Origin of the sequence: Streptomyces zhaozhouensis (genome assembly GCF_900230195.1) — a bacterium.
Lineage (GTDB): Bacteria > Actinomycetota > Actinomycetes > Streptomycetales > Streptomycetaceae > Streptomyces > Streptomyces zhaozhouensis.
The window spans coordinates 133736-160516 of the sequence record NZ_OCNE01000011.1; the positions used below are offsets into that span (position 1 = coordinate 133736).

The window sequence follows — 26781 nt, forward strand, 5'->3', positions numbered from 1 at the left end:
GCAGCGACAGGCGAGCTATGGGCTAGGCGCTCACTCGGGCTTGCAGATAGCTGCTGAGCAGCCGTACGTCCTTGGACGTATTCTGCAGGCTGTTCCAGTTGGGCTGATGGTCATCTCCGAATTTCCATTTCCCCGAGGTCCAGGCCACGTGCTCTTCCAGCCCACGCAGAATGGCACGGACATCATCCCAGTCGACCTTGTCGACCGGGACATCCGCAGTGAGCCGGTCCATGACGAAGCCCATCGCCTGGATGCCCACCCCATGGGTCAGCCTGGACTCCTTCGGGGGCTTCCCCCACGCCTCGCGGAACATGCTTGCCACTGGGGTCCAGAAGGCCAGCAGGTGGGCCAGCATCCGCTCCTCGTCCCCGGTGCCGTCGGTGGCGTTGCGGTACTGGTACAAGGCGCCCTCATAGATGCTGTGCTCCAGCATCTTCAGAACGCTGTTGTCCTTGATGTCTCCGGTGGGGGATGTGGGACTGCTGATCCTTCCGCTGAAGGGACCGTCCCCCATATTCAGGTGGACCATGAGCCTCGCGGCGAGTGCCCTGCGCGCGAGAGAGCGCGGCAGTTGGCCGGTGGTCTCGGGCAGGAGCTCGTACACGAGTCCCTTGGGGAGCGGCTTGGTGGAGTTGACCAGAATGAACTGCGACCGCTGCTCTTCCTGCCCGGATGCGATGAAGCCCACGGCGGCGACAGGAAACTCAGCGAGGTCAGCGTCCCTGATGGCGGCGCTGCGCTGCTGTCCGTCCACGAGCCAGGCCGGCTTCTCGTCGTCGGCCAGTGACTCGTCGACCGGGATGATCAGTTCGCCCGGGATGGAGTACTTCACATCGCCGCCACGGACCGCTGGTTCGAACCTCACCCGCTCGTCGAACGCGAGGACCACGGCGTTAGGGAGCATCGCTCCCTCGGACTCGAGGTAGCGGCGGATTGAGCGGATGTGGCTGAGGACCTCGGGCCGCTGGTACCCCTGCAACCGCTTTTGGTCATCACGGCGGATGCGCGACACGGCGGCGAAGTCGTGCAGTTTCTTGCCGTCGACGGCGAAGCAGTAGATCTCCTTGGTGCCTTGGAGGATCTTGAGGGCGGGTAGCTTTAGCTCGTAGCGGTCGGCCACATCATCTCCTGTTGGGTTACTTTGGGCGTTATACACGTTCTGGGTGATTATGTGAACGGCAGCTTGCGCATCTTTGCTTCGAGTACTGTCATGTTATGGAATCCGCGGCGCTTGTTACGCTCGGACCCACGGAATATGACCATCTCGATCTTGTGTTCCCGGCAGAGGTCGCATGTGCAGTGCTTCCATGGCCTGTCAGCCAGCGTGGCGCCATATCGCTTCAGTTGGTTGTCCAACTGCTTCAGCTTCTTGGCATCGCCGAGGAGCACCTGGTAGCGGCGCAAGGCATCCAAGACCTCTGAGGAATCCACCAAATCCTTGTCGTAATCACGCAGCAGTTGAAGGCACTCTCGCTCGGCCTTGATCGCTTCGGATTGGGATACGACGCCGGCCAGGATCAATCGCTTGAGGGCTGGATTTCCGTCCACCTGCGGAACGCGAATCGCCGTGTAGGCCTTATCTGCGGTGTGATAGTTGTTGCGCTCATCCATAAAGGCCTGACGGAAAGCAGAGGTGCTATCGAAGCTTTCTACGTGGAATTTCGCGAATTCTTCCATGCTGTCTACGCGAGTGATTCCGAGGAGGTGGAAGTCAACTCCTTCTGCGCGAACTTGTGCAATGCTCTTTAGGCACGCCACGATCTCGGGAGTCTTTAGTGGAACCATGCCGCCTAGAGCAATCCGCTTGTAGCCCATTTCCTGAAGTCGGGCAACGCTGTCGGCGTAGCTGTCCGGGCTCCAGCCCTGTGCTGCGCCGACCGGTTCGAGCTTGTCGTCTTCTTCCAGGATCTTGGAATTGCGTGATCGGACAGCAGCGATGAATTCTTCAGCCAACTCCAGCGAGATCTCGCGTCGCTTTACCCACGCAGGGTTTGCGTCCTCTTCGGTGAGTTCGGGCTCATATCCGAAGATTACGTGGTCGATGCTGATTCCGGAGTTGAACTTGCAGCCGACATAGAAGTCGAGTACCTGATCAACCGTATAGGGTGGGCGCTCTTCGTTGATATAGTTGAAGGCTCCGCAGTCTCCCAGACTGCTCATCGTCTTGGGGAGCCTGAAGAAATTTCGCACGCCAAGCCGGTAGAGACGTTCACGCTGCGGTGCGCTGTACTTACCCGCCCCCTTGACGGACCCGTCGACGATGGCCTTGCTGACCAGGATGCCGTCGTAAGGTGCCGGCTTCACAGCCTGATGGGCGTAGAAATCGTCCCGTTGTCGGACGCGAAAAGGAGAATACTCGTCATTGAGGAAGTCATAACTCGGACTGACCTGGTCCTGACTGTCCGGAAAGTAGAACCTCACGCTGCACCCATCCTTGCCTTCTGGTAAACGCGAATCAGGTAATTTGACAGGATGTTGATGTGCTTTGTGATGTTCTCCAATTCGTTCCAGTTGTAGTTAATCTCGGGCCAGCGCCCCTTGGTCCAGCGGCAGTAGGGTTCGACCAGAGCCAATTCGGCCATGACCTTGCTGTACGCCTCATCCGAGTTGATGTCTACTTCAAACATCACTCTTTCCATGACGCGGTCCATAAGCCGTCCCATTGACCGAATGCCGACGCCGTGCATTAGTCGGCTCTTATTGGGGGAAATTCCCCAGGCGTCAGGAAAGGTGGCTCGCACGGCCGTCCAGTAGACGACAAGGATCTTGCGAATGGTGCTCGTATCAATGGTTCCGCTGGACAAGTCTTTGTAAGGGAAGAGTACCCCAGAAGGCGACAATGACGCGGTGATCGCCTGAAGTAGACTGTTGTCCTTAACGACCGTCTCAGATTTCCGGCTAGCTGTCGTCGACGCTTGTTTGATCAGGCTCTTAAAGGGTGAGTCGCCATCCTGGCTTAGCGCATTCACCAAGATCGCCGGAAGTTTACGAGCCGAGAGCTTGGTAGGCAGGTGAGTGTTTACTTCTGGTAGGAGTTCGGAAACCAGGTCGCTTGGGAGCGGCGACACTGTATTGACCCGCAAAAACTGCTCGCGCTGGACATGCAGATCTTCGGAAACGAAGCCAGCCACCGTGATAGGCAACTTGACATTCCGAGTACGAGCAAGGGCCAGGCTCCGCTGCTGGCCATCAACGATGAGAGCCGGACGGGGAGCCTCCCGTGACTCTGGCATTGGGATCTCAAGCATCCCAATGGTTGCAAGGCCGTCGCTAGGGTTCGGTCCGCGGCTTCCTCTGAAACGTACTGAGGATGGGAGTGCGAGGATGAGTCCGTTCGGAAACAGCACCTCATCCCCGTCCAGATACTCCAAGATCTGCTTTACGTGCTGTTTCTTCTCCGGACGCTGGTAGCCGAGGAGCTTTCCGGCCTCATCGCGTGAGATCCGCGCAACGTCGGCTACGAGGTCGACTTCTCCGGCTTCCAGGGCAAAAAGGTACAAGGGGATGTCGGGGTGCTGATTGATCCGCAGAGCCCTGCGTGTGATGAGGTTCTCGGTCACTGATCCCCCATGGTTCGCTTGAACAGGGTGCCAAACCTGCTCTGTTCACATGCGCGGCCGCTGTCGCGCAAGATCCGCAACAGCCGCGTCCGTGAGATGCCCGGTTGAGCCTCTGTCTCCTGCCTAATGAAGGCGATGACCTCTGCATCGGTCATGGGCTGACGATTGAGTCGTTCCGGCCTCGGTACAGCCGACGCCCACTCGTGCCAGGCGGAACTGGTGGTCTCAGAGGTCAGCCGACTGTCCTCGCAGTGCCGGAGCCAGGAAGCGGCCATGCGGACATTGAGGCTCGTGAGGGTTCCGCCGAGCGCGAGTCGCAGCCCTGCATCGGAGGCGACTCTTCGGATGCCGGGGATCTCTCTGACGCCGCCTACCAGCAGCGCCTCGCTCGCAACGGCACCCAGAGCTCGGAGTTCGGCTTCCATTGCCTTCGTGTAGACCTCGGATAGAATCATCAAGATGGGACCGCTTTTCCCGAGTTCCTGCAATGTTGCGCGACTTTGTCCCTCTTGTACGTACTTCCACCACTGGGCGCTTTCATCCGCAGAGGTGGCTACCGAGTCAGCGTGTGGCGTGCTGAATGTCGCCGCGTACGCCGGGGCCGGCTCGGATGCTGGCCGAAGGCCGAGGCCGGCGGACGCGACCCATAGCCGTGCGTCGAAACCAGCCTTGGCGGCCGTAGCGACGAGGCGACGCGACTGTGTCCAGTGGTCGCCGCAGTAGAGCCTGTCGAGTGGATGGGTAGCGGAGGCGTCCGCGACGCGCCCCTTCCAGATGGTCGAGCGTTCCTCCACGGTCCCAACCGGCAGTGACCTTGCGTGCAGTGAGGCTTCCGGCGCTACAGCCTTACGGTCCGTACATGTGACCACAAGTGAAAGTTGCCTCACGCGACTCGGCTCCCGACGCTCATAACTACCAGTCTGTTGTCGTTACTCTACCTGTCACTTTTCGCGTAGGCTGCCGCAGTACACACGGAGCTAACTAGGAGCAGGCATGGCGGAGCGTCCCGCGATCGTTCTACTGAGTGGCGGACTAGACTCAACGACCGTTTTGGCGATCGCCAAGGACCAGGGTTACACGCCGTACGCGCTAAGCTTCCGCTACGGGCAGCGGCACAGCGTGGAGCTTGAGGCTTCGAAGCGTGTGGCTGAGGCGCAGGGGGTCGCTCGGCACGTCATCGCGGACATCGACCTGCGAGTTTTCGGCGGATCCGCGCTCACGTCGGACATCGACGTTCCGAAGCATGAGTCTCTGGACGACACCAGAGACAAGGACACCGGCAATAGCGTTCCCATTACGTACGTCCCGGCACGCAACACGATCTTCCTCTCCTTCGCCCTCGCCTATGCGGAGACGGTTGGGGCGAGCGACATCTTCACCGGGGTGACCGCGGTCGACTACAGCGGCTACCCGGACTGCCGCCCTGAGTACATGGAGGCCTACGAGCGCATGGCCAACTTGGCCACCCGCGCCGGGGTTGAGGGCACGCAGCGTCTCAAGCTCCACTCGCCGCTCATCGCCATGTCGAAGGCCGACATTGTCCGTGAGGGCCTGCGCCTCGGCGTGGACTACTCCCTTACCTCCTCTTGCTACGACCCGGACGAGCAGGGGCGGGCATGCGGACATTGCGAGACCTGCCTGCTCCGCCTCAAGGGCTTCGCCGAGGCCGGCGTCACCGACCCCGTGCAGTACCAGGGCGCGTGAGAATGACCTACCTGGTCAAGGAGATCTTCTACACCCTGCAAGGCGAAGGGAGTCACGCAGGCCGTCCAGCCGTCTTCTGCCGCTTCTCCCGGTGCAATCTGTGGACGGGCCTTGAGAAGGATCGTCACCGTGCGATCTGCCAGTTCTGCGACACAGATTTCGTCGGAACCGACGGGGAAGGCGGCGGCCGGTTCCGGACCCCGGACGACCTCGCTCAAGCCATCGAGCAGGCGTGGCCGTCGTCATCCAGGGAGCACCGCTTCGTGGTGTGCACCGGCGGCGAGCCGCTTCTACAACTCGACGAAGCGGCGATCGACGCGCTGCACGCCCGCGGCTTCGAGGTTGCCGTAGAGACGAACGGCACCCGCGTACCGCCGAACGGCATCGACTGGCTCTGCGTCAGCCCCAAGATCGGCTCCGAACTGGTCGTGACTAGCGGAGACGAACTGAAGCTGGTCTACCCGCAACTGGGCGGCGAGCCCGGTCAGTTCGAGCATCTGGATTTCCGGTACTTCCGGCTCCAGCCCATGGACGGCCCGGACGTTGAAGCCAACACCAGGGCGACTGTCGACTACTGCATGAAGAACCCGCGCTGGATCCTCTCTCTCCAGACGCACAAGTATCTGGGAATTCATTAATGGAAATCTTCCGCGAGTTCACCTTCGAAGCTGCACATCGCTTGCCCAACGTGCCCGAGGGCCACAAGTGTGCGCGCCTGCACGGCCACTCCTACAAGGTCATCGTCCATGTCGAGGCTCCCGTCGACCCCGAGTCGGGCTGGGTCATGGACTTCGGCGACCTCAAGAAGGGCTTTAAGCCCCTCGAAGCGCAGCTCGACCACTACTACCTCAACGACATTGAGGGCCTGGAGAACCCGACTAGCGAGGTCCTCGCCCGCTGGATCTGGGAGCGGCTGAAGCCGACCCTGCCCGACCTCTCCGCGATCACCGTTCGCGAGACGTGCACGTCTGGCTGCACCTATCGGGGTGAGTGAGCGATGCACGACATCCAGAACGAGACTGACACCCGCGGCATCGAGATCGACGATGTCGGCATCAGCGGCCTGCGCTACCCGCTGTACTTCGAGGACGGCCACCTCCGCCAGGAGGGCATCGCCGAGATCGACGTGACCGTGCGGCTCCAGCATGACCGCCGGGGCACCCACATGAGCCGCATGGTGGCTCTCGTCCACGAGCACCTTCGCCGGTTCGATCCGCGGAGGCTGCCGCACGTGCTGAAAGTCGGTGCGGACCTACTGGATGCACCGGCGCTCGCGGTGTCAGTAGCCGTCCCGCTGAGCACGACCGTAGTCGCGCCAGCGACTGGCGCCGAGTCGTACCAGGTCCACGATGTCCGGTTCGACGGCCGCTGGGACAACGGAGACACGACGGTTGTCACGTCGGTTACCACAGAGGTCACCAGTCTGTGCCCGTGCTCGAAAGCGATCTCTGACTACGGCGCCCACAACCAGCGCAGCCGCGTCACGCTGTCCGTGACAGGGCACGGGGACACTCCCTATCCGTTTGGGGTGCAGCAGGCCGTACGACTCTTGGAACGGTGTGCGTCCGCTCCCGTCGTGCCCCTGGTAAAGCGTCCAGATGAACGTGTGCTGACGATGCAGGCCTTCGACCACCCTGTGTTCGTCGAAGACATTGCCCGCGAAGTCAGCCACGTCTGCCGCGGGCGGGGTCTTCGTCACTCGGTGAGGGTCCACAACCTAGAGAGCATCCATAGCCACGACGCTGTGGCATACACCGCTGGGTGAGACCTGCGCGCCCGATCGAGCATTCGTGGCGTGCCCGCGCACGTGACGGGTTGTATGTAACGTGGGCGTAGGAGACGAGCCGATTCCTTGTGGAGGCCGGGGGCGTCGGGCTGAATCGGATTCCTTTGGCCGGTAACGGGTTCCGCAACGAATCAGTTGACGCCCGTATGAGGGACGGAGTACGCCGTTCGGGCGTGCCTGCGGCCAGGGACGCCAAGGTCCGCCGGCTGATGCTGGCACAACGCAGCCGGGACATCGCGCTCGAGTTGGCCCTGAGACGGGCGCTGCACGCGCTGGGCTTCCGGTACCGGGTTGACTTACCGGTCCCGGCATGCGCAGGCGGCGCGCGGACGTCCCGTTCGTGAAGTGGCGGACCGCGGTGTTCGTGCAGGGCTGCTTCTGGCACGCCTGCCCGCAGCACTTGCACGCGCCGGTGCACAACGGGGAGGGGTGGCGGGAGAAGCTGGAGGGCAACGTCCGGCGGGATGCGGACACCGATGCCCACCTCGTCCGGTTGGCGTGGGTGACCTGGGGCTCTGGGAGCACGAGGCCCTCGATGCGGCCGGGGGCAAGGTGGTGGTAGCGCTCGCTTCCCGGGGCACCCGAGAGCGCTGCGGATCATGGGCGGGACCGTGCCGGCAAGCACGTAGGTGCCTGCGGGTGCCCTGTACAAGTAGTTGGGGAATGATCTTCCGGGCGGTGGGAAGGGGCTGCGCGACGCCTCCGTCAGCGCAGGTCAGACCCATCCGCGAACGGTCCACAGACAAGGGCCGTTCACTAGACCAGGTAGAACGGACAGCCAAAGCCCCCGCCGGCGTCGAGCCGGCGGGGGCTTTGGCGTGGGTGGGGGCCGCGGGGTGCTCGCTGGGGGCTGGGCGGCGCCCGGGGGTTGGCCGCTGTTCGGTGGCGGAACCCGGTCAGGGTCCCGCCACCTCGCTTTCCGTCACGCGGTCAGTCCACGGCGACTTGCAGCAGCGCGACCGTGAAGTGTGAACCGGTGCCGGCCGCCAGGCCGTCGACGGTGTGGCGGGTGACCGGGTTCCGGCCCCGGACACGGGGCCAGTCGGTGGCGAGGTGGGTGTGCCAGGCGGAGCCCTGGCCCAGCAGTCCGCCCGCGTGCTCGGCCGCCGCGCGGGCGTGGGCGCGGTCGCGGCGGTCGCGGGCGGGGTGGAGGAGGTTGTTCGCCGCGAGTGCGGTGAGCAGGTCCACGGCTCGCGCGGCGTCGATCGGTCGCAGCACGGCCGCGACCTCCCCCGGGGTGTCGGGGCCGCTCGCGCCCCGCGACGCGTGGTGCGCCCGGGCGCGTTCGGCCTCGGCGGCGAGTTGGCGGGAGACGGCCGGGACGGGACGTTCCGGGCCGTCGACGACACGGGCGAACGTTCCGTCCTCGCGTGCCAGGGAGCCCGGTAGGGCGCGCAGCGTCCATGCGGTGTCCACCGCGCCATCGTCGCCGGCGGTCGCCGCTCACGCGCGGGGGGCCCGGCGTTCTCACAGCAAGTCGGACAGTTCCTCGGTCAGGCGGGCCTTGGAGCGGGCGCCGACCAGGGATCGGATCGGCTGGCCGCCGTGGAAGAGCAGGAGGGTGGGGGCGGCGAGGACGCCGTAGGTGGCGGGGGTGCGGGGGTTGTGGTCGATGTCGAGGGTGACGACGCGCAGGGTGTCGGGGTGTTCGGCGGCGAAGGCGGCCAGGACGGGGGCGAGCATCCGGCAGGGCGGGCACCAGGCGGCGGTGAAGTCGACGAGTACCGGGACTTCGGAGGCCAGGACCTCTGCGGCGAAGGCGGCGTCAGTCACAGGGGTAACGGGGGTCACGGCGGTGGGGTGGGACACGGCGGGGCCTTTCGGTGCGGAGGCTCAGGAAGGGGGTTGAAGACACAGGCGGGAGCCGGGGCGGTCACGGCCTCCGCGTGTTGGAGGCGGGTTCTGACCTCGTCCCTGACCTGGGTCAACTCGTCGATGAAGGCGTTGAGTTCGGCGAGTTTGGCGCGGTAGGTGGCCAGCGAGGCGGGGCAGACGTCGCCGCTGGGGTGCCCGGCGCGCAGGCATTCGACGAACGGGCGGGTCTCCTCCAGGCCGAAGCCGAAGTCCTGGAGCACCCGGATCTGCCGCAGCAGCCGCAGGTCGTTCTCGTCGTAGTCGCGGTGTCCCCGGTGGTCGCGGCGCGCGGGCAGCAGGCCGAGCGACTCGTAGTGGCGCAGCGCGCGGGGGCTGGTGCCGGCCAACGCGGCCAGTTCTCCGATGCGCACGGGGCTCCTCTCCCGGCCGTCGTGGGCGACCGGCGGCGACCGGTCGTCCACGACGGTAGGCCCTGACGTCGGTGTCAACGCCAGCCCCCGCGCGGAACGGCCGGCGTCAGGCGAGGTGGGAGACGCGGGGGTGGTGGTAGAGGGCGCGGATGGCCGCCTCGGTGTTGCGTTCGGTGACGACGTCGGGCCAGGCCAGGAACCAGGTCCACTCCGGCTGCTCCGCCAGCACCTCGCCCGGCGGCAGGTCGCCGACCTCGCCGAGGCCGAGGGGGCGTCCCTCGGCGAGGGCCAGCAGGTTGGCGTGGTGCTCGGGTTCGTAGTGGCCCTTGTAGGTGTCCATGGCCAGCACGTCCACCACGTCGTGGCCCGGGTGGTAGGGGGCGAACGGTTCGGCGTCGCCGTAGGCGGCGTTGGGGCTCCAGACCCACAGGAGGTTGCGCAGCCCGTGGTGGTGGACCAGGCGGTCGAAGAGCTGGCGCCAGAGGGCGACGAGTCGGGTGGGTTGGGCTCCCCACCAGAACCAGGGGCCGTTCATCTCGTGGTACGGCCGCCACAGCACGGGCACGTCGGCGTCGGCGAGGCGGCGCAGCACGGCCGCCGCCGCGTCGACCTGGGCGCACCAGCGGGTGTGGTGCGCGGTGCCGGGTTCCAGCACGGAGTCGAAGTCGGCCGGGGCGAGGTCGCGGATGATCCCGCCCAGGAACTCGACGGGTTCCTCGTCCGTCGGGCAGACGGCGTGCCAGGTGTAGGTGATGATCGCGCCGCGCCGGTGCCAGGCGATGGCCTCGTCGGCGTTGGCCTCGCGGCGGTCGACGGCGTCGAGGGTGCCGGGGGCGGAGAAGCCGATCTCGCCGCCCCACACGGCGGGGGTGCGGTCGGTGATGCCGGTGAGGCGCTCGGTCCAGGCGGAGCCGTGGCGGGGCTGGTTGTGCTGGCCGGAGAGGAGGGTCTCGCCGGAGACGCGGTAGAGGCGGTCGAGCAGGCGGCGGGCGGCCGGGGTGGCGTCGGGGGTGACGGGTGGGAACGGCGCGGTGGCGGGCGGCGGTTGGGGCGACATGGTCGGCACGGTACCGGCGCCGAGCCGGGGTGACGAGGGCCGGCCGGCCGTCGTGCCCGCGGGTGCCGAACGGGCCGGCGCGTGGCCGTGACCGGCCGGAACCGGGCGGAGACAGGCGGGTGCGGGGTGGGGTGCGGGGTGGGCACGGGTGGGTCGCGGGCCGTGACCGGCTGGTCGGTCGTCTCGCTTCGGGCGGACGGCCTCTCCCGGTCGGTGGAAAACCGGGTCGGGCCCACCCCGGCGCTGGGTGTTGTGGATCACCTCATGATGTGATGGTTCGCGCCACGCACCGTCGATGGAGGGGGCCATTGATGCCCGTCAGCAGGCTGCGCGACATCCCGGGGATCGGGGTGGACGCGCTCGGGGACCGGGCGGACGCCCTGGCGGACCCCGAGCTGTTGCGGCTGGAGAACCTGGACACCGATCTGCGGCCGCCGCACGCCGCGCTGGTGGCGACCCACCAGGCGATCGACCTGGACTCCGCCAACAGCTATCTGCCGTTCCAGGGCAGCGGCGAGCTGCGGCGGGCGGCGGCCGCCCACGTGGGGAGGATCGCCGGCCGTTCCTACGATCCGGAGACGGAGTGCGTCTCGGTGGCCGGCGGACTCAACGGCGTGCTCAACGCGCTGCTCGCCACCGTGGAACCGGGCGACGAGGTGGTGCTGACCGACCCGGTCTACGCGGGGCTGGTCAACCGGGTGCGGCTGGCGGGCGGCGTGCCGCGCTTCGTGCCGTCGCGGCCGACCCCCGAGGGCTGGCGGGTGGAGCCCGAGGAGCTGGCCGCCGCCGTCGGACCGCGCACGGCCGCCGTGTTGCTGATGAGCCCGGCGATGCCGGGCGGGGAGCTGCTGGGCGCCGGCCACTGGGCCGCGCTGGCGGAGCCCTGCCGACGGCACGGCGCCTGGTTGATCTACGACGCGGCGATGGAACGCATCCGCTTCGACGGCCTGCCGCCCCAGCACCCGGCCGGCGAGCCGGGGTTGGCCGAGCGCACCATCACCGTCGGCTCCGCCTCCAAGGAGCTGCGGATGATCGGCTGGCGGGTCGGCTGGGTCGTGGGCCCGGCGCAGATCGTCGCGGACATCCGGCTGGTGGGGCTGACCAACGTGGTCTGCCAGGTGGGACTGGGCCAACGGGCGGTGGCGGAGGCGCTGGCCGCTCCCGACGCGGACGCCGACGTGGCGGCGGCGACGGACGAGTGGCGGCAGCGGGCCGAGACGGTCGTCGCCGAGCTGGCCGGCTATCCGCTGGTCCGCCCGGGGGGCGGCTGGTCGCTGCTGGTGGACGCCGGCCAACTGGGGTTCACCGCGAGCGAGTTCTCCGAACGCCTGCTGGCCAGGGGCAAGGTGGTCGCCACCCCGATGGACGGCTGGGGTCCGAGCGGCGGGCGCTACGTCCGGCTCGTCTACTCCAACGAGCCGGTGCACCGTCTGACGGGCCTGGCAGAACGGGTCCGCGCCGCCCTGCTGTGAGGGCGGACCGGCCGGTCCCGCGCGCCGGGCGCGGCCGGCCGGCCGGTGCGGTAGGCCGGTGCGGTGTTCCGGTTCGACCGAGGCCGTCAGTCGAGGAGCGCCGCCCGCCACAGGGCCTCGCGCTCCTCGGTGTACCCCGCGTCCCGCCGCCAGATCTCGCCGTGGCCCTCGCGCCAGAGCGTGGCCCACGGCTCCTCGCCGACGGCCGAACGGTCCCGCAGGAAGTCGTGCATGGCACGGGTGCGCGCCGTCAACAGCGGTACCAGGGCCCGGCGTTCCGGCTCGTCCAGCCCGTAGGCGTCGGCCAGGACGCGGAGCCGGCCGGCCGCGACCCGGTCGGGATGGCCGAACGCCGGGTCGGGGGTGAGCGGGAGGAAGCCGTGCGCGGCGTAGGCGAGGTCGCCCAGCCGGGTGCCCGGACCGGCGCCGTCCCAGTCGATGAACGCCCAGCCGCCGCCGTCGACCGCGCCGTCCTCCGGCAGCACCAGGTTCCAGGGCGCCAGGTCGTGGTGGACGATCTGCTCGTCGCCGTACGGGGGCAGCACCCGCCGCCATCGCGCGTCCGGCGGCGGGGTGAACGAGGCGGCGGCGTCGTGGAGTTCGCGGATCAGGCGGCCGACCCTGGCCAGCCGCCGCTCCGGTGCCAGCAGCGCGAACCGTTCGGGCCAGGCGGCGCGGCCCGGCGCGAAGGTGAGGATCTCGCGCCCCTGGGCGTCGATGCCCAACGGGCGGGGCGCTCCGGGGAAACCCACCGCGTGCAGGTGTGCCAGCAGGGCGTGGACCGCGGGCGTCCAGGGGCCGGCGGGCCGGCGCACGGTGTCGCCGACCCGCACCACTCCGGCGTTGACGTTGCCGCCGGTCAGCGGCGTCTCGTCCGTCGTCATGGTGGACGAGTATGGCGCGCGCGGCCGCCGGGGGCGCGGGATTTCCCCGCGCGCCCCGGGAGGCTCCGACGCGACCGCGTTCACTCCCCCAGCGGCACCGTCGTCTCGCCGCCGTCCGGCCAGCGGACCAGGGCGGTCTCCGCGTCCGGGAAGGTGACCGAGGGGCCGGGCGGCAGCCCGGCGTCGGCCTGGGTGCGGCCGAGGAAGACGGCCACCGCGTGCAGCGGGCCTTCCCCCCGGTAGGCGGGGGTCGCGCTGTGCCGGCCGAACGCGTTGGCGCCCTCGGCGCGGTGCACCGTGACGTCGCCGCCGCCCGGGTGGAGCGGGAGCACCGCGCTGGTCAGCCCGTCGGCGCGGCGCACCACGCCGTCGGCGGAGGCGGCCGGCGGGGTGTCGTCGGCCAGCGCGTGGCCGCCGACCAGCAGCCGGTGGTCGCCCGCCGGGTGGCCGACACGCGCCAGCCGCACCTCCCAGGGGCCGCGCACCGCGGAGGCGGTGAGCAGCCAGGGGCCGCGCGGCCACTCCAGGCTGCTGTCGCGTTCCGCGTCCGGCCAGTGGGGGCGGTGCCGGGAGACGGCGAACTCGTCGGTGAGCGCGATCCGTTGGAACGGGCTGCGGTGCGCGGGCACGCCGTCCGCGTCCAGCGGGGTGACCTGGCCGTCGTAGGCCACGCCCTCCCGCGCGTCGCCGTCCCGCTGGTGGACGTCGCGCCCGCCGGCGGGCGGCGGGGTGGCGCCCAGCTCGGGCCCGGTGTGGGTGGAGTAGGCGACGCGGGCGTAGAACGGGTCGTCGCGGCCCGGCTGGTGCGGCGGGGTGTGGTCGGTGCCGTGGTTGGCGACGCGGACGACGCCGTCGGCGCGGGTGCCGGCGGCGAGCCAGCCGGGCACGGGCAGGGCGCGGGTGAAGTCCCCGCGTTCCACGGGGGCTTCCTCCTCGGTCGCGGTCCACACCGGATGGTCGGCGGGCAGCAGCAGGCCGGCCATGCCCTTGCTGGCCCAGTAGGGCGAGGCGGGGCCCGAGTACAACTGCCGGACCCGCTCGAATCGGTGGTGCCAGCCGAGGGAGAGCACCCCGTCCTCGGCGGTGGCGCCCCGGTCCAGGAAGTGGCGGAGCATCCCCGAGGCGATCCGCCGGGTCCGGCCGGGCGGCAGGGGCGAGGCGTCGAAGACCGCGCCGGCCCAGAACGGCGCGGCGGCGGCGAACCGGTAGGTGAGGGAGCGCCCCTGGAAGAGCGGCCCGCCGTCGGCGGCGACCAGGTGCTCGGCGTCGGCGAGGAAGGTCCGCAGCCGCGCGCGGTACCGCTCGGCGAGTCCCGGCTCGGCGTCGGCCCCGGAGATCCGGGTGTACCAGAGCGGGTAGAGGTGCATCGCCCAGGCGTTGTAGTAGTCGAAGTTCCGGAACTGGCCGCGCTGTTGGGCGCCGTCGGTGTACCAGCCGTGGCCGGCGTACCAGCCCTCGGTCTCGTCGATGGCGTAGGCGATGTCGTCGGCGTGGTACGGCGCCCCGACGGATCGGAGGAACGCGGCGACGGTGGCGCGGAACCACACCCAGTTGTTCTCCGGGACCCAGACGTCGGCCATCTCCGACAGCCAGTCGACGGTCCGTTCCCGGACCTCGGACGGCAGCCGGTCCCAGAGCAGCGTGCGGGTCTCGTGCAGGCCGAGCGCGACGGAGGCGGCCTCGACCCTGGCCTGCGGGATGTCCAGCGGGCGGGGCCAGGCGTGGGCGTGGCCGGGGTCGGTGCCGGCGGCCAGGCCCTCGGCGTAGGGCGCCAACAGCTTGGGAGCGCGCGGGTCTTCGAGGTTGGCGCCGCCGGTGCGGAACGCGGCGAGCAGGAACGTCCTGGCGTAGCCCTCCAGGCCGTCGCTGTGCCTGCCGGAGCGGCTGGGCGGCCCCGGCAGATGGATCAGGGAGTTGCCCGGGGTCGCGTGCGGGCGCACGGCGGCCAGCAGTCCGTCGGCCGTGGCCAGCCAGTCGGCCCTGGTCCAGCCGGTGTGGGGGGAGAGCTCCGGGTCGTGGTGCGCGTCGGTCACTTGATGCCACCTTCGGTGAGTCCGGCCCGCCAGCGCCGCTGAAGCGGGATGAACAGCAGAATCAGCGGAATGGTGGCGACGGCGGAGCCGACGACGACCATTCGCGTGTAGTCGGGGTTCTGGTCGACGGCGGTGTTCCAGACGAAGAGCCCCTGCCCGAGGGTGAAGAGGTCGTTGTTGGTGATCATGACCATGGGCAGGAAGAAGTTGTTCCAGATCGCGATGAACTGGAAGAGGAAGATCGTCAGCGCGCCCGGCCCCATCAGCCGCAGCCCGACGGAGAAGAAGGTGCGCAGCTCGCCGGCGCCGTCCATGCGGGCCGACTCCAGCAGCTCGTTGGGTATCGCGCCCGAGGAGTAGGCGCGGGCGAGATAGACGCCGAACGGGTTGACCATGACGGGGATCAGCACCGACCACATGGTGTCGGTCATGCGGATCTCGGACATCATCAGGTACATCGGCACGACGATGGCGGTGTGCGGGACCAGCACGCCGGCGATCACCAGGCCGTACCACTTCTCCCGGCCGGGGAACTCGAACTTGTCGAAGGCGTAGCCGGCCGCGACCGACACCAGCGTGGCGACGGCGGCGCCGCCGAAGGCGTAGACGGCGGTGTTGAGCAGCCAACGTCCGTACAGGCCGCCGTCCTGGGCGAAGAGGTCGCGGACGTTCTCCCAGACGTGGAAGCCGCCGGAGGGCGCGAAGCCGTTGCTGCCGTAGAGGTCGGGCAGCGACTTGGTGACGCCGAAGAGCAGCCAGATCAGCGGCATCAGCGTGTAGAGCGCGGCCAGCGCGCAGAGCAGGGTGGCAAAGGAACGCCGCATCCACCAGGCGCGGTCGCCGCTGCCGACCTGGGTTCCCACGGTGCTCATCGCAGCGCCCTTCTGTTGGAGATCTTGGTGACGGTGAAGGACAGCACGCCGGCCAGGACGGCCACGAGCACGGAGACCGTGGCCGCGTAGTGGTAGTCGTTGGACTGGAACGCGGCGGTGTAGGACAGCATGTTGGGGGTCCAGGTGCTGCTCACCGAGCTGTTGCCGGACGCCTGGAGGATGTACGGCTCGGTGAAGAGCTGGAGCGAGCCGATGATGGTGAAGAGCGTCGCGACCATCATCGCGGGCAGCACCTGCGGCAGCTTGACCCGCAGCCCGATCCTGGCCTCGCCCGCGCCGTCGAGCCTGGCTGCCTCGATGGTGGAGCGGGGGATCGCCTGGAGCGCGACGAAGATCAGCACCACGTTGAAGCCGAGGTTGCTCCAGACCGCGATGTTGACCAGGGAGAAGAGCACCGTGGCGCCGTGCAGGAAGTCGACCTCCCAGCCCAGCACCTCCAGCCCGTCGATCACCGGGCTGAGCCCCGGGGTGTAGAGGTAGAGCCAGACGATGGAGGCGATCAGGCCGGGCACGATGTGCGGCAGGAAGAGCACCGTCTGCCAGGTCCTGCGGAACGCGGTGACCGCGCTGTCCAGCAGCAGCGCGAAGACGGAGGCGAGCGCGATCAGCAGCGGCACGTAGATCAGGCCGTAGAGCAGCACCCGCCCGACACCGGTGAGGAACTCGGTGTCGGTGAGCGCCCTGCTGTAGTTGTCGAGGCCGGCGAAGACCTTCTCCGGTCCGTCCCAGCCGATGCCGGCGAAGCGTTCACGGAAGAGGCTCAGGCCGAACGCGTAGAGGATCGGGCCCAGATAGGTGAAGGCGAAGAGGAAGAAGAACGGTCCGATCAGGAGCAGCACGCTGGAGCGCCGTCTCCCGCTCGTGGCCCGGGGCGTCCGGGGCGTCCGGGGCGAGGTGAGTGAGGCCATGGGGTGTCCCCTGGGTCGAGGAGTGCGGGGCGGGTGCGGTACCGGGGCGGGCGGGTGCGGGGACGGCTAGTCGACGACGTTGTAGCCGCGGAGGCGCAGCTGGTCGATCACGGTGTCGCCCCAGTCGGTGAGCGCCCGTTCGAGCCCGCGTTCTCTGCCGACCCGCGCGCTGGCGGCGTCCGTCAGCCGGGCGAAGCTCTCGGTCATGTCGGGGCCCCATTCCCAGGCGGGGTTGATCTCCTCGGCGGCGGCCGAGGTGACCTCGGGCAGTCTCATGCCCCGCACCCATTCGTTGGCCGAGCTGACCTCGGCGGCCCAGGTGTCCTGGAGGTTGATGTTGGCCGGGTAGGCCGTGGAGGCGGGGGCCGCGGCGGCGACGGCGTCCGGCGAGGTGGAGGCCCAGCGGGCGAAGACCATGGCCGCGTCCGGGTTCGGCGAGCCGACGGGCAGCGCCATCGTGGAACCGCCCAGGTTGCCGGCGGTGGGCTCGTCGTCCCACTGCGGAATGGGCGCGACGTCGAAGGTGCCGGCCAACTCGGGCAGGTAGCGGGAGAGATGGCCGGCCGACCAGGGGGCGCCGACCAGGGTCAGGGTCCGGCCCGCCTTGAGGTCGGAGATGTGCGCCTCGGCGAACTGCGGCTCGGCCTCGACCAGCCCCTCGTTGATCAGCCCGTCCCAGAAGGCCGCCATGCGCTGGGTGTTGTCGTCGCGGGTCTCGACCGACCACTCGCCGGACGAGGTGTCGAACCACTCGGCGCCGGACTGCCAGGCCAGCGAGGCGAGCAGGCCGCCGTCGTTGTGGCCCAGCGAGGTGAGCTGCGCCTCGGGGTTCCGCTCCTGGACGCGGACGGCTGCCTCGCGGAAGTCGTCCCAGGTCTCCGGCGGCGTCAGCCCGTACTCCTCGAACAGGTCGGCCCGGTAGAAGAGCACGGTGGGCGCCACGTCCCTGGGCAGCGCGTACACGTCCTCGCCCGTCGGGGAGATCTGCTGCCAGGTCCACTCCGGGTACTGGTCCTCCAGCTCCGCCACGTCCCAGTCGGTCATGGGCTGGATCAGGTCCTGGGTGATGAAGCTGTTGAGCTGCGGATACTCCACCGTCATGATGTCCGGCGCCTTGCCGGCCCGCACCGCGTTGAACATCTTGGAGTACCCGCCGTCGCCACCGCCCGGGATGAGCTGGAAGTCGACCTGGACGTCGTCGTGGGTCGCGTTGAACCGGTCGACGATCTCCTGCGAACCGGAGGTCCAGGACCAGTAGGTGATCGTGGTGGTCCCGTCGTCGGAGGAACCACCCGAGAGCGCACAGGAGGTCAGCAGGGCACCTGCTGCCACTGTCGTCAGGATGCTCCGCGACAGCGCATGGCATCGGCGAGGAAACACGAACGGCTCCGCTTCCTAGGTGACGGATGCCTGCACCCTGAACCAGCTTGAATCATCAGTCAAGGGAAAGTGTTCAAAAACGTTAATGAGCATCTACGAACAACCATTAAGCTCTACGAGCAACCGAGAGGGGTCGCCGAGATGCTGGTAGAACAACGGCAGGAGCTGCTGCTGCGGGAACTGCGCGCCAGCGGTGCCGTGCGCGTCGCCGAACTCGCCGCCCGCTTCGGCGTGTCGGCCGGCACCATCAGGCGCGACCTGGCGGAGCTGGCGGAGCTGGGGCAGCTCACCAAGGTGCGCGGCGGCGCGATACCGGTGGGCGGCCGCGGCGAACCACCGCCGGACGCCCCGCCGCTCGTCGCCCATCCGACGGCGCCGACCCCCGAGCCCGAACCCCCGTCGGCCGGGCGCACCATCGGGCTGCTGGTCCCCTCGGCCACCTACTACTACCCGAGCGTGGTCGCCGGGGTGCGCACGGTAGCCAACCGGCGGAACACCCGGATCGTCATCGGCCTCAGCCAGCACGACACCCCGCGCGACAACCAGCAGATCGAGGAGTTGTGCGCCGCCGGCGCCTCGGGACTGCTGATCGCGACGGCCGGCGGCCACCATCTGCCGCCCGCCACGCTGGAACGGCTGCGCGCCACCGGGCTGCCGTTCGTGCTGCTGGAACGGCGGCCCGAGGACCCGTACGAGCCCTGCGAGTTCGTGGTCTCCGACCACCGCCTCGGCGCGTTCAACGCGCTGCGTCAACTGCACGGCCTGGGCCACGGCGCGGTCGGCCTCTACCTCAACCGCACGCCGACCGCGCCGCTGATCCTCGACGGCTACCGGCACGCGGTGGAACGTCTCGGCCTCGACGCGAGCGCGCCGGTGGTCAACGGGCGCCGGCCGGCGCCGGACGCGCAGGGGGCGGGGCAGGAGTACGACCGCTTCGTGGACGGCCTGCTGGCGAGCGGGGCGCGGGCGGCGCTGGTGCACTCCGACTACGACGCGATAGAGCTGCTGCAACGGCTGCGGTCGAGGGGGGTGCGCACGCCGGACGAGATGGCGTTGATCGCTTACGACGACGAGATCGCGTCACTGGCCGAGGTGCCGCTGACGGCGGTGGCGCCGGCCAAGCGGCTGCTGGGCGAGGTCGCGGCCGAGCTGCTCCTTGACCGGGTGGACGCGGGCCCCGAGGCCCACGCGATGGCCACGCGGCACGTGGTGCTGCACCCGCACCTGACCATCCGCGACTCCTGCGGGGGAAAGGGAGTTTAGGGGGCGGGGGCGACCACGGAGCGTGGGCCGCGGGTGCGTTGTCGACCGCGGCACGGTAGACGGTTACCCGCGCAGTTCCCCGCGCCCCCCACACGCCGGTGGGCGGCTTGGGGGCGCGGGGAGGGCGACAACGGTACGTCGTCGGCGAACGCGTCGTCGCTCCCGCTACGCCCCGCGAGGGTACCGTTCGAGCCAGATGCGGGCGGAGTCGCCGGGGCCGTGGAGGGCCGGGCCCTGGGTCATCTCCATCGCGAAGTCGTCCGCGAGTTCCAGGATCGTCGCGCGGCCCTCCAACTCCGCCAGCCACGCCGGCGGCAGGGCCGTCTCGCCGTGGAGGGCGCCGAGCAGGTTGCCGCAGACGGAGCCGGTGGAGTCGGAGTCGCCGCCGTGGTTGACCGCGAGCAGCAGCCCGTGGCGGATGTCCTGCGCGACCAGCGCGCAGTAGACGCCGATCGCCAGGGACTCCTCCGCCGTCCAGCCCTCGCCGAGCGACGCGACCCGTTCCGGCGTCGGCAGCCCCTGGCGGACCGCGCCGAGGGCCTGCCTCAACGCCTCGGTGGTCTCCTCGTGCCCCGGCCTGGTGGCGAGTTGGGCGAGGGCCTTCTGCACCGCCGCGTCCAGGTCGTCGCCGCGCACCAGCGCGTGCACGATGGCGGCGAACGCGCCGGCCGCCAGCATCCCCGTCGGATGGCCGTGGGTCTGGGCGGCGCACTCGACGCCGAGTTGGAAGACCAGCTGCGGCTCCCAGCCGACGAGCAGCCCGAACGGCGCGGAGCGCATCACCGTGCCGCAGCCCTTGGAGTCCGGGTTCTTGGGCTTCTCCACGGTGCCCATCCGCTCGTCGGCGAGCCCGCCGAGGCAGGCGCGGCCCGGGGCACGCTGGCTGTAGAGCCACTCCTCGCGCGCCAACCAGCCGTCGCCGGGCCGGCGTTCGTCCGGACCCCACTCGCTCTGGGTGCGGTACCACCGCCGGTGGGCGGCGTGCACGTCGGTCGGGGGGTGCCAGGCGCCGGTGTCGCGGCGGACATGGGCCCGTATCAGGCCGTCCACCGTGAAGAGGGTCATCTGCGTGTCGTCGGTGACCGCGCCGCGCCGGCCGTAGGCGGGGACGTAGTCGGTGACGCCGTCGGGCCCGTGGGCCGCGCGTATCGCCTCCAGCGAGTCGAACTCGACGCCGGCGCCGAGCGCGTCGCCTATCGCGCCGCCGAGCAGGCAGCCGCGCACCCGGCTGCGGAAGTCCTGCTGGTCCCCGCGCCCCCACAGGGCGCCGCCTACCGGGGCGGTCACCCGGCACCGCCGGCGAGCGGCAGCAGCCTGGGCAGCCGCCCGTCCTCGGCGAGCGCGGTGGCGACCCGTTCGGGGTCGACCGCGCCGTAGGTGGTGGTGCGCGGGCGGGCCGGGCGGCCGGCGAGTTCGGCGATCGCCGTCAGCTCGGCGACGCTGCGGTGCGAGCCGTAGGCCGAGCCGGCCATCCGCGAGATCGTCTCCTCCATCAGGGTGCCCCCCAGGTCGTTGGCGCCGGACCTCAGCATCTCGGCGGCACCCTCGGTGCCGAGCTTGACCCAGCTCGTCTGGATGTTCCGGATGTGCGGGTGGAGCAGCAGCCTGGCCATCGCGGTGACGGCCCGGTTCTCGCGCGCGGTGGGGCCGGGCCGGGCGATGCCGGCGAGGTACACGGGCGCGTTGGTGTGGACGAACGGCAGCGTCACGAACTCGGTGAACCCCTCGACGCCGCGTTCCTCGTTGCGCCGCTGGAGAGCGGCGAGGGTGCGCAGGTGGCCCAGCCAGTGCCGGGGCTGGTCGACATGGCCGTACATCATGGTGGACGAGGAGCGCAGCCCCAGCTCGTGGGCGGTGGAGATCACCTCGATCCAGGTGTCGGCGGGAAGCTTGCCCTTGGTGAGCACCCAGCGCACCTCGTCGTCGAGGATCTCGGCGGCCGTGCCGGGGATGGTGTCGAGCCCGGCGTCGCGGGCGGCGGTCAGCCACTCGCGGATCGACATCCCGGTGCGGGTCGCGCCGTTGACGACCTCCATGGGCGAGAACGCGTGGATGTGCATCCCGGGGACGCGTGCGCGCACGGCGCGCACCAGGTCGAAGTAGGCGGTGCCGGGAAGGTCGGGGTGGATGCCGCCCTGCATACAGATCTCGACGGCGCCGACCTCCCACGCCTGTTGGGCGCGGTCGGCGACCTGGTCGAGGGAGAGGGTGTAGGCGTCCTCGTCGGTGCGGCGCTGGGCGAAGGCGCAGAACCGGCAGCCGGTGTAGCAGACGTTGGTGAAGTTGATGTTGCGGGTCACGACGTAGGTCACGTCGTCCCCGACGACCTGGCGGCGCAGTTGGTCGGCGACGTCGGTCAGCGCGTCCAGCGCGGGGCCGTCGGCGTGCAGCAGGGTCAGTGCCTGCGCGTCGGTGAGCCGGGTCGGGTCGTCGGCGGCGACGGCGAGCGCGGCGCGGGCCTCGCCGTCGAGGCGGGGTGAGGCCCCGGCGTCGGGGGTGAGGCCGGGCTGGGCGAGGGCGCGCAGCTCGCTCCAGTCGCCGTAGACGGAGTCGAAGTCGGCGCGCCGGTCGCCGGTGCGGCCCTCGGTGTCGATGGTGTGGTGCAGCTCGGTGCGCCCCCTGGCGACCAGCGGCTCGTCGGGCTCCTGCCAGGGCAGGCCGCGGGGCGTCGCGTTCTCGTCGGCGAGCCCGGTGGCGGGGTCGGCCAGCGCCTGGACGTGCGGCAGCAGCCTGGGGTCGAGCCAGGGTTCGCCGCGGCGGATGAACTCCGGGTAGATGGTGAGGCGTTCGCGCAGCTCGAAGCCGGCGGCCCGGGTGCGGGCGGCGAGTTCGGCGATGGCGGGCCAGGGGCGCTCGGGGTTGACGTGGTCGGGGGTGACGGGAGAGACGCCGCCCCAGTCGTCGATGCCGGCGCGGATGAGCAGCGCGTACTCCTCGTCGACCAGGTTGGGCGGAGCCTGGAGGCGCGCGGCGGGGCCGAGCAGCAGCCGGGCGACGGCCACGGCGGCGGCGAGCTCGGCGAGTTCGGTGTCGGGCATGGCGCGCATCGCGGTGTCGGGCTTGGCCCGGAAGTTCTGGAGGATGACCTCCTGGATGCCGCGGTAGGTGCGGGAGATCCGGCGCAGCGCGAAGAGCGACTCGGCACGTTCGGTGAAGTCCTCGCCGATGCCCAGCAGCAGCCCGCTGGTGAACGGGACGCTGGAGCGGCCCGCGTCCTCCAGGGCGCGCAGCCGGACGGCCGGCTCCTTGTCGGGCGAGCCGTGGTGGGGCCCGCCGGGCTCGGACCACAGCCGGGTGGCGGTGGTCTCCAGCATCATGCCCATGGAGGGGGCGACGGGCTTGAGCCGCTGGAAGTCGGTCCAGGTGAGCACACCGGGGTTGAGGTGGGGCAGCAGCCCGGTCTCCTCCAGGACCCGGACGGCCATGGCCCGCACGTAGGAGAGGGTGTCGTCGTAGCCGGCCGCGGCCAGCCACTCCCTCGCCTCGGGCCAGCGGTCCTCGGGGCGGTCGCCGAGGGTGAAGAGCGCCTCCTTGCACCCCAGTGCGGCACCCCGACGGGCGATTTCCAGCACCTCGTCCGGGGAGAGGAACATGCCGTGCCCCTCTCGACGAAGCTTCCCCGGAACGGTCACAAAGGTGCAGTAATGGCAACGATCACGACAGAGCCGGGTCAGCGGAACAAAGACCTTGCGGGAGTAGGTGATCACCCCGGGACGCCCGGCCTCGGCGAGCCCGGCGTCCCGCACCCGACCGGCGGCCTCGGCGAGCTGTTCCAGGTCAGCGCCGCGCGCCTGGAGCAACACGGCGGCCTCTGTCACGTCCAGGGCCACCCCGTCACGGGCCCGGCGCAGCGCCCGGCGCATGGCGTTGGCCGTGGGAACATCCGCGCTTCTCGTCATGGTTCGAGGATAAGAGGCGGCCCCCCGGCACCACAGGACGCGGTGCGGGTGTGGCCTGGAGTGGCGCCTCTCCCGGGCACCGACTCCCGGCGGCGCCCACTCCGTGCCACACTGCGATGGCCACCTTGGTCTTTAACGGACTCCGTGATGACGGATAGACTCCAACGTTCGCCCCATACATGCAGAGGTTGAGAAGCAGAGGACACCATGGCCGTTGGTGAGGGGACCACGGGGGGTTACACACCTACCTTGCGCTTCGCGGTGCTCGGAACGGTGCGCGCATGGCAGGGAGAACACCTCCTGCCCCCAGGATCGCCCCAGCAACGCGCCCTGCTGGCGACGCTGTTGCTGCGGCGCGGCCGGCTGGCCTCGGCGACGGAGCTGGTGGACGCGCTGTGGGACGAGCCGCCGCAGCAGGCGATCGCCGCGCTGCGCACCTACGCCTCCCGGCTGCGGAAGTCCTTCGGCTCCCGCTCCTCGGTGCTGGTCAGCCAGTCCGGCGGCTATCTGCTGCGGCTCGGCCCGCGCGACGAGTTGGACCTGGACGAGGTGTCCAGGCTCAGCGCGGCGGCCGAGAAGGCGGTCGGCGGCGGGGAGCTGACGCAGGCCCACGAGCTGTACGGCGCGGCCGTCGACCTGTGGAACGGCGAGGCGCTCGCCGGACTGCCGGGCCCCGAGGCCGAGATGCAGCGCAACCGGCTGGCCGAGCAACTGCTGACGCTGCGCGAGCAGCGGCTGGACGTCGGGCTCCAGGCCGGGATGCACGCCGACTCCGTCGCGGAGCTGACCGCGCTGTCCGCGGCGCACCCGCTGCGGGAGCGGCTGCGCGAGCTGCTGATGCTGGCGCTCTACCGCAGCGGTCGGCAGGCGGAGGCGCTCGCGGTCTACGCGGACGCGCGGCGGCTGCTGATAGACGAGTTGGGCGTCGAGCCGCGCGTCGAGCTGTCGGAGATGCAGCAGCGCATCCTCAACGCGGACAGCTCGCTGACGCTGAAGACCGTGTCCACGGGCTCCCCGAGGCGCCCCCGCGTGCGCCCGGCGCAACTGCCGGCGGCCGTGCCGGACTTCACGGGCCGCGGCGCGTTCGTCGCCGAGCTGGGCTCGCAGCTGGCGGGCTCCGGCAGCCAGGTGATGGCGGTCTCGGCGGTCGCCGGCATCGGCGGCGTCGGCAAGACGACGCTGGCCGTGCAGGTGGCGCACTCCGTGCGGGAGCACTTCCCCGACGGACAGTTGTACGTGGACCTCCAGGGCGCCGGCGAAGCGCCGGCCGAGCCGACCGCCGTACTGGCCGCCTTCCTGCGCGCGTTGGGCATACCGGACGACGACATCCCGGACGGCGTGGACGAACGGTCCGGCCTGTACCGCTCGTTGCTGGCCGGCCGGCGGGTGCTGATCCTGCTGGACAACGCGCGTGACGCCGCGCAGGTCCGCGATCTGCTGCCGGGCGCGCCCGGCTGCGCGACGCTGATCACCAGCCGGCTGCGGATGGTGGACCTGGCCGGAGCGCACCTGGTCGACCTGGACGTGATGAGCCCCGAGGAGGCGCTGACCCTCTTCACCAGGATCGTCGGCGAGGACCGGGTGACCGGCGAGCGCAAGGCGGCGATGGCGGTCGTGGGCGCCTGCGGCTTCCTGCCGCTGGCGATCAGGATCGCCGCGGCCCGGCTCGCGGCCCGCCGCACCTGGACCGTCTCGACGTTGGCCAGGAAGCTGAGCGACGAGCGGCGCAGGCTCGACGAGCTGAAGGCCGGCGACCAGGCCGTGAAGGCCACCTTCGAGCTGGGATACGGCCAGTTGGAGACCGAGCAGGCGCGCGCCTTCCGGCTGTTGGGCCTCACCGAGGGCCCGGACATCTCGCTCGCCGCCGCCTCCGCGCTGCTGGACCGCGACCTGGAGACGACGGAGGAGCTGCTGGAGTCCCTGGTGGACACCTCGCTGCTGGAGTCCGCTCCCCTGGGCCGCTACCGGCTGCACGACCTGGTGCGGCTCTTCGCCCGCGCCTGCGCGGAACGCGACGAGCAGCCCCCGGCCGAGCGGGAGGCGGCGCTGGCGCGGCTGTTGGAGTACTTCCTGGCGTCCAGCGCCCGGGTCTACGCCTTCGAACGCCCCGGCGACCGGCTGATCGACCACCTGGCGCCCACCGACCACCCGGGGCTCACCTTCCGGGACCGCGCCTCGGCGCTCGACTGGCTCTTCAGCGAGGCGGAGTGCCTGCTGGCCAGCGTCCGCCAGCAGCGTTCCTCCGAGGGGCTGCGGCGCGCGGTCGACACCCTGCTGACGGTGCAGGACCTCTCCGAGTCCGGCGCGTTCTCCCACCAGTTCAACCAGGTGGTGCGGGGGATGCTCGCGACCGCGCAGGAGGCCGACGACGACCTGGCGCAGGGCCGGCTGCACGCGCTGCTGGCCCACGGGCACTCGGTGGACGGCCGGTTCGACGAGGCCGACGCGGAGAGCCAGCACGCGCTGCTCCTCGGCACGGCGGCCGACGACCCGTACGCGGTCTCCACCGCGCTCAACGACCGGGGCATCATCGGCATCTACCGGGGCGATCTGGAGGCGGCCGAGAGCTATCTGAGCCGCGCGGTCGAGGAGTACCGCAAGGACGACAACCTGCCGGGGCGGGCCAGCGCGCTGTGCAACCTGGCGCGCGTCCACCTGGACACCGGCCGGGTGGACAGCGCCATAGAGATGGCGCGCGCCTGTGTCTCCATGCTCCTGGACGGCGCGCGGCAGCCGCTGCGGCTGGCCAACGTCCGCTACACGCTGGGGGTCGCGCTCAACAGGGCGGACCGCCACCGGGAGGCGCTGGAGGAGTTCGACCGGGCGATGGAGGTCTTCCGGGCCACCCGGCAGCGGCTCTGGGAGGGCGTCACCCACTACCGCATCAGCGAGGTGCACCTCGCCGCCGACCGCCCGGGGGACGCGGCCCGGCACGCGGAGCGGGCCCTGGCGCTCGGCGGCATCGGCGGCGAATGGCGGCGCGGCACCGTGCTGTTGGTGCTCGGACGGGCGCTGGCGGAGCTTCAGCAGACGGACCGTGCGCGGGCCTGTTGGCAGGACGCGCTGAAGATCCTGGAGACGATGGGCGCGCCGGAGGCCGGCGAGGCGAGGAACCTCCTGACCCCCACGCGCGTCTAGGGACGCAGGACGGCTCGGGATTTCTCACGTTCGGACGTTTAGAGATCATTTATTTCGGCGTGCCAGGCTGCGGACCGTCTCAACAACACGGGGGCGGGCGATCTTTGGCTGGGATCGGCCGAAGCACAACGGGGGGTTGCTGCCTGACCGTGTCGCCCCATGACAGCCACACCGTCAAGGAGCTGACCATGACCGACACCACGACCGAGAGCAAGAAGCCCCAGCAGGTCCGTCCGCTGGGCGACCACTACGCCTCCAGCGAGCCGGCCGAGGGCTCGGTGGAGACCAAGGGCGACCACTACGCCTCGGGCGAGCCCGCCGAGGGCTCGGTGGAGACCAAGGGCGACCACTACGCCTCCGGTGAGCCCAAGGCCGCGGGGCACGTCCCCGAGCGGGACACCGACGGCGAGGTCGAGACCAAGGGCGACCACTACGCCTCGGGCGAGCCGAAGGACAAGCCCGGCCCGGTGGCCCCTGTGGACCACTACGCCTCCTGAGCTCACAATGGTCTTATCCGAGGCCGGCTCCCGAAGTTTCGGGGGCCGGCCTTCGTGTTGCAAGACGTACGGCACCACCTCG

General features: G+C 70.0%; 23 protein-coding genes. 8 read left to right on the forward strand and 15 right to left on the reverse strand.

Annotation, left to right across the window (positions count from 1 at the left end; genetic code table 11):
• Window positions 1-22: 22 nt before the first annotated feature.
• Genes dbpB (CRP51_RS16770) through CRP51_RS16785 form a run of 4 tightly spaced genes read right to left on the reverse strand, consistent with a single transcriptional unit; the run spans window position 23 to window position 4354 of the window.
• Complete coding sequence (gene dbpB / locus CRP51_RS16770; protein ID WP_097232028.1) at window positions 23-1120, reverse strand: DGQHR domain-containing protein DpdB; 1098 nt, start codon at window positions 1118-1120, stop codon at window positions 23-25.
• Window positions 1121-1167: 47 nt separating this feature from the next.
• Complete coding sequence (gene dpdA, locus CRP51_RS16775; RefSeq protein ID WP_097232029.1) at window positions 1168-2421, reverse strand: tRNA-guanine transglycosylase DpdA; 1254 nt, start codon at window positions 2419-2421, stop codon at window positions 1168-1170.
• Window positions 2418-3560, reverse strand: coding sequence for a DGQHR domain-containing protein DpdB (gene dbpB, locus CRP51_RS16780; RefSeq protein ID WP_097232030.1), 1143 nt, complete (start codon window positions 3558-3560; stop codon window positions 2418-2420). The genes dpdA and dbpB (CRP51_RS16780) overlap by 4 nt, the downstream gene beginning before the upstream one ends.
• Window positions 3557-4354, reverse strand: a complete 798-nt coding sequence (locus CRP51_RS16785) for a hypothetical protein (RefSeq protein WP_245880628.1) — start codon at window positions 4352-4354, stop codon at window positions 3557-3559. Before CRP51_RS16785 ends, dbpB (CRP51_RS16780) begins: the two co-directional genes overlap by 4 nt.
• Before the next feature lie 199 nt (window positions 4355-4553).
• Here CRP51_RS16785 and queC point away from each other — a divergent pair, with 199 nt between their 5' ends.
• Genes queC through CRP51_RS16805 form a run of 4 tightly spaced genes read left to right on the forward strand, consistent with a single transcriptional unit; the run spans window position 4554 to window position 7029 of the window.
• Window positions 4554-5264: a 7-cyano-7-deazaguanine synthase QueC gene (queC, locus tag CRP51_RS16790; RefSeq protein WP_097232032.1), complete on the forward strand. Its 711-nt coding sequence runs from the start codon at window positions 4554-4556 to the stop codon at window positions 5262-5264.
• A 2-nt stretch (window positions 5265-5266) separates the two neighbouring features.
• The gene (queE, locus tag CRP51_RS16795) at window positions 5267-5902 is read left to right on the forward strand and encodes a 7-carboxy-7-deazaguanine synthase (protein ID WP_097232033.1); all 636 of its coding nucleotides are present in this window, start codon (window positions 5267-5269) and stop codon (window positions 5900-5902) included.
• A complete protein-coding gene (gene queD, locus CRP51_RS16800) occupies window positions 5902-6258 on the forward strand; it encodes a 6-carboxytetrahydropterin synthase QueD (protein WP_097232034.1) in 357 nt (118 codons plus the stop codon). Before queE ends, queD begins: the two co-directional genes overlap by 1 nt.
• A 3-nt stretch (window positions 6259-6261) precedes the next feature.
• A complete protein-coding gene (locus CRP51_RS16805) occupies window positions 6262-7029 on the forward strand; it encodes a GTP cyclohydrolase I FolE2 (protein WP_097232035.1) in 768 nt (255 codons plus the stop codon).
• A 951-nt stretch (window positions 7030-7980) separates the two neighbouring features.
• On the opposite strand, the gene CRP51_RS16815 is transcribed toward CRP51_RS16805, so the two are convergent.
• From CRP51_RS16815 to CRP51_RS16830, 4 genes are all read right to left on the reverse strand, one after another.
• Window positions 7981-8466, reverse strand: coding sequence for a hypothetical protein (locus CRP51_RS16815; protein ID WP_097232036.1), 486 nt, complete (start codon window positions 8464-8466; stop codon window positions 7981-7983).
• 51 nt (window positions 8467-8517) lie between these two features.
• Complete coding sequence (locus CRP51_RS16820) at window positions 8518-8823, reverse strand: thioredoxin family protein (RefSeq protein WP_281259667.1); 306 nt, start codon at window positions 8821-8823, stop codon at window positions 8518-8520.
• 14 nt (window positions 8824-8837) lie between these two features.
• Window positions 8838-9275 (reverse strand): MerR family transcriptional regulator, encoded by a 438-nt coding sequence (locus CRP51_RS16825; protein WP_097232105.1) that lies wholly within the window; start codon window positions 9273-9275, stop codon window positions 8838-8840.
• Between the two features lie 106 nt (window positions 9276-9381).
• Complete coding sequence (locus tag CRP51_RS16830) at window positions 9382-10332, reverse strand: glycosyl hydrolase (RefSeq protein ID WP_170970583.1); 951 nt, start codon at window positions 10330-10332, stop codon at window positions 9382-9384.
• A 311-nt stretch (window positions 10333-10643) separates the two neighbouring features.
• Between CRP51_RS16830 and CRP51_RS16835 the strand changes: the two genes are divergently transcribed.
• Window positions 10644-11804, forward strand: coding sequence for a pyridoxal phosphate-dependent aminotransferase (locus CRP51_RS16835; RefSeq protein WP_097232038.1), 1161 nt, complete (start codon window positions 10644-10646; stop codon window positions 11802-11804).
• An 86-nt stretch (window positions 11805-11890) separates the two neighbouring features.
• On the opposite strand, the gene CRP51_RS16840 is transcribed toward CRP51_RS16835, so the two are convergent.
• The 5 genes from CRP51_RS16840 to CRP51_RS16860 form a co-directional block, all read right to left on the reverse strand.
• On the reverse strand, window positions 11891-12688 hold the full coding sequence (locus tag CRP51_RS16840; RefSeq protein ID WP_097232039.1) for a phosphotransferase enzyme family protein: 798 nt from the start codon (window positions 12686-12688) through the stop codon (window positions 11891-11893).
• 80 nt (window positions 12689-12768) lie between these two features.
• Window positions 12769-14721: a DUF2264 domain-containing protein gene (locus tag CRP51_RS16845; RefSeq protein WP_170970584.1), complete on the reverse strand. Its 1953-nt coding sequence runs from the start codon at window positions 14719-14721 to the stop codon at window positions 12769-12771.
• Window positions 14718-15593 (reverse strand): carbohydrate ABC transporter permease, encoded by an 876-nt coding sequence (locus CRP51_RS16850; protein WP_097232041.1) that lies wholly within the window; start codon window positions 15591-15593, stop codon window positions 14718-14720. Before CRP51_RS16850 ends, CRP51_RS16845 begins: the two co-directional genes overlap by 4 nt.
• Window positions 15590-16522, reverse strand: a complete 933-nt coding sequence (locus tag CRP51_RS16855) for a carbohydrate ABC transporter permease (RefSeq protein ID WP_097232042.1) — start codon at window positions 16520-16522, stop codon at window positions 15590-15592. Before CRP51_RS16855 ends, CRP51_RS16850 begins: the two co-directional genes overlap by 4 nt.
• 66 nt (window positions 16523-16588) lie before the next feature.
• On the reverse strand, window positions 16589-17854 hold the full coding sequence (locus CRP51_RS16860) for an ABC transporter substrate-binding protein (RefSeq protein ID WP_170970585.1): 1266 nt from the start codon (window positions 17852-17854) through the stop codon (window positions 16589-16591).
• Window positions 17855-18043: 189 nt separating this feature from the next.
• On the opposite strand from CRP51_RS16860, the gene CRP51_RS16865 reads away from it, so the two are divergent.
• On the forward strand, window positions 18044-19165 hold the full coding sequence (locus CRP51_RS16865) for a substrate-binding domain-containing protein (RefSeq protein WP_097232044.1): 1122 nt from the start codon (window positions 18044-18046) through the stop codon (window positions 19163-19165).
• A gap of 165 nt (window positions 19166-19330) precedes the next feature.
• On the opposite strand, the gene CRP51_RS16870 is transcribed toward CRP51_RS16865, so the two are convergent.
• Window positions 19331-20452 (reverse strand): ADP-ribosylglycohydrolase family protein, encoded by a 1122-nt coding sequence (locus tag CRP51_RS16870; RefSeq protein ID WP_097232045.1) that lies wholly within the window; start codon window positions 20450-20452, stop codon window positions 19331-19333.
• On the reverse strand, window positions 20449-23064 hold the full coding sequence (locus CRP51_RS16875) for a bifunctional FO biosynthesis protein CofGH (protein ID WP_097232046.1): 2616 nt from the start codon (window positions 23062-23064) through the stop codon (window positions 20449-20451). Before CRP51_RS16875 ends, CRP51_RS16870 begins: the two co-directional genes overlap by 4 nt.
• 207 nt (window positions 23065-23271) lie before the next feature.
• On the opposite strand from CRP51_RS16875, the gene afsR reads away from it, so the two are divergent.
• Together afsR and CRP51_RS16885 are read left to right on the forward strand one after the other, a co-directional pair.
• Entirely contained in the window at window positions 23272-26202 is a 2931-nt protein-coding gene (afsR, locus tag CRP51_RS16880) for an SARP-family global regulator AfsR (protein WP_097232047.1), read from the forward strand.
• 188 nt (window positions 26203-26390) lie between these two features.
• Window positions 26391-26699 carry a hypothetical protein gene (locus CRP51_RS16885; protein WP_097232048.1) on the forward strand — a complete coding sequence of 103 codons (309 nt, stop codon included), beginning with the start codon at window positions 26391-26393 and terminating at the stop codon, window positions 26697-26699.
• Window positions 26700-26781: the final 82 nt, after the last annotated feature.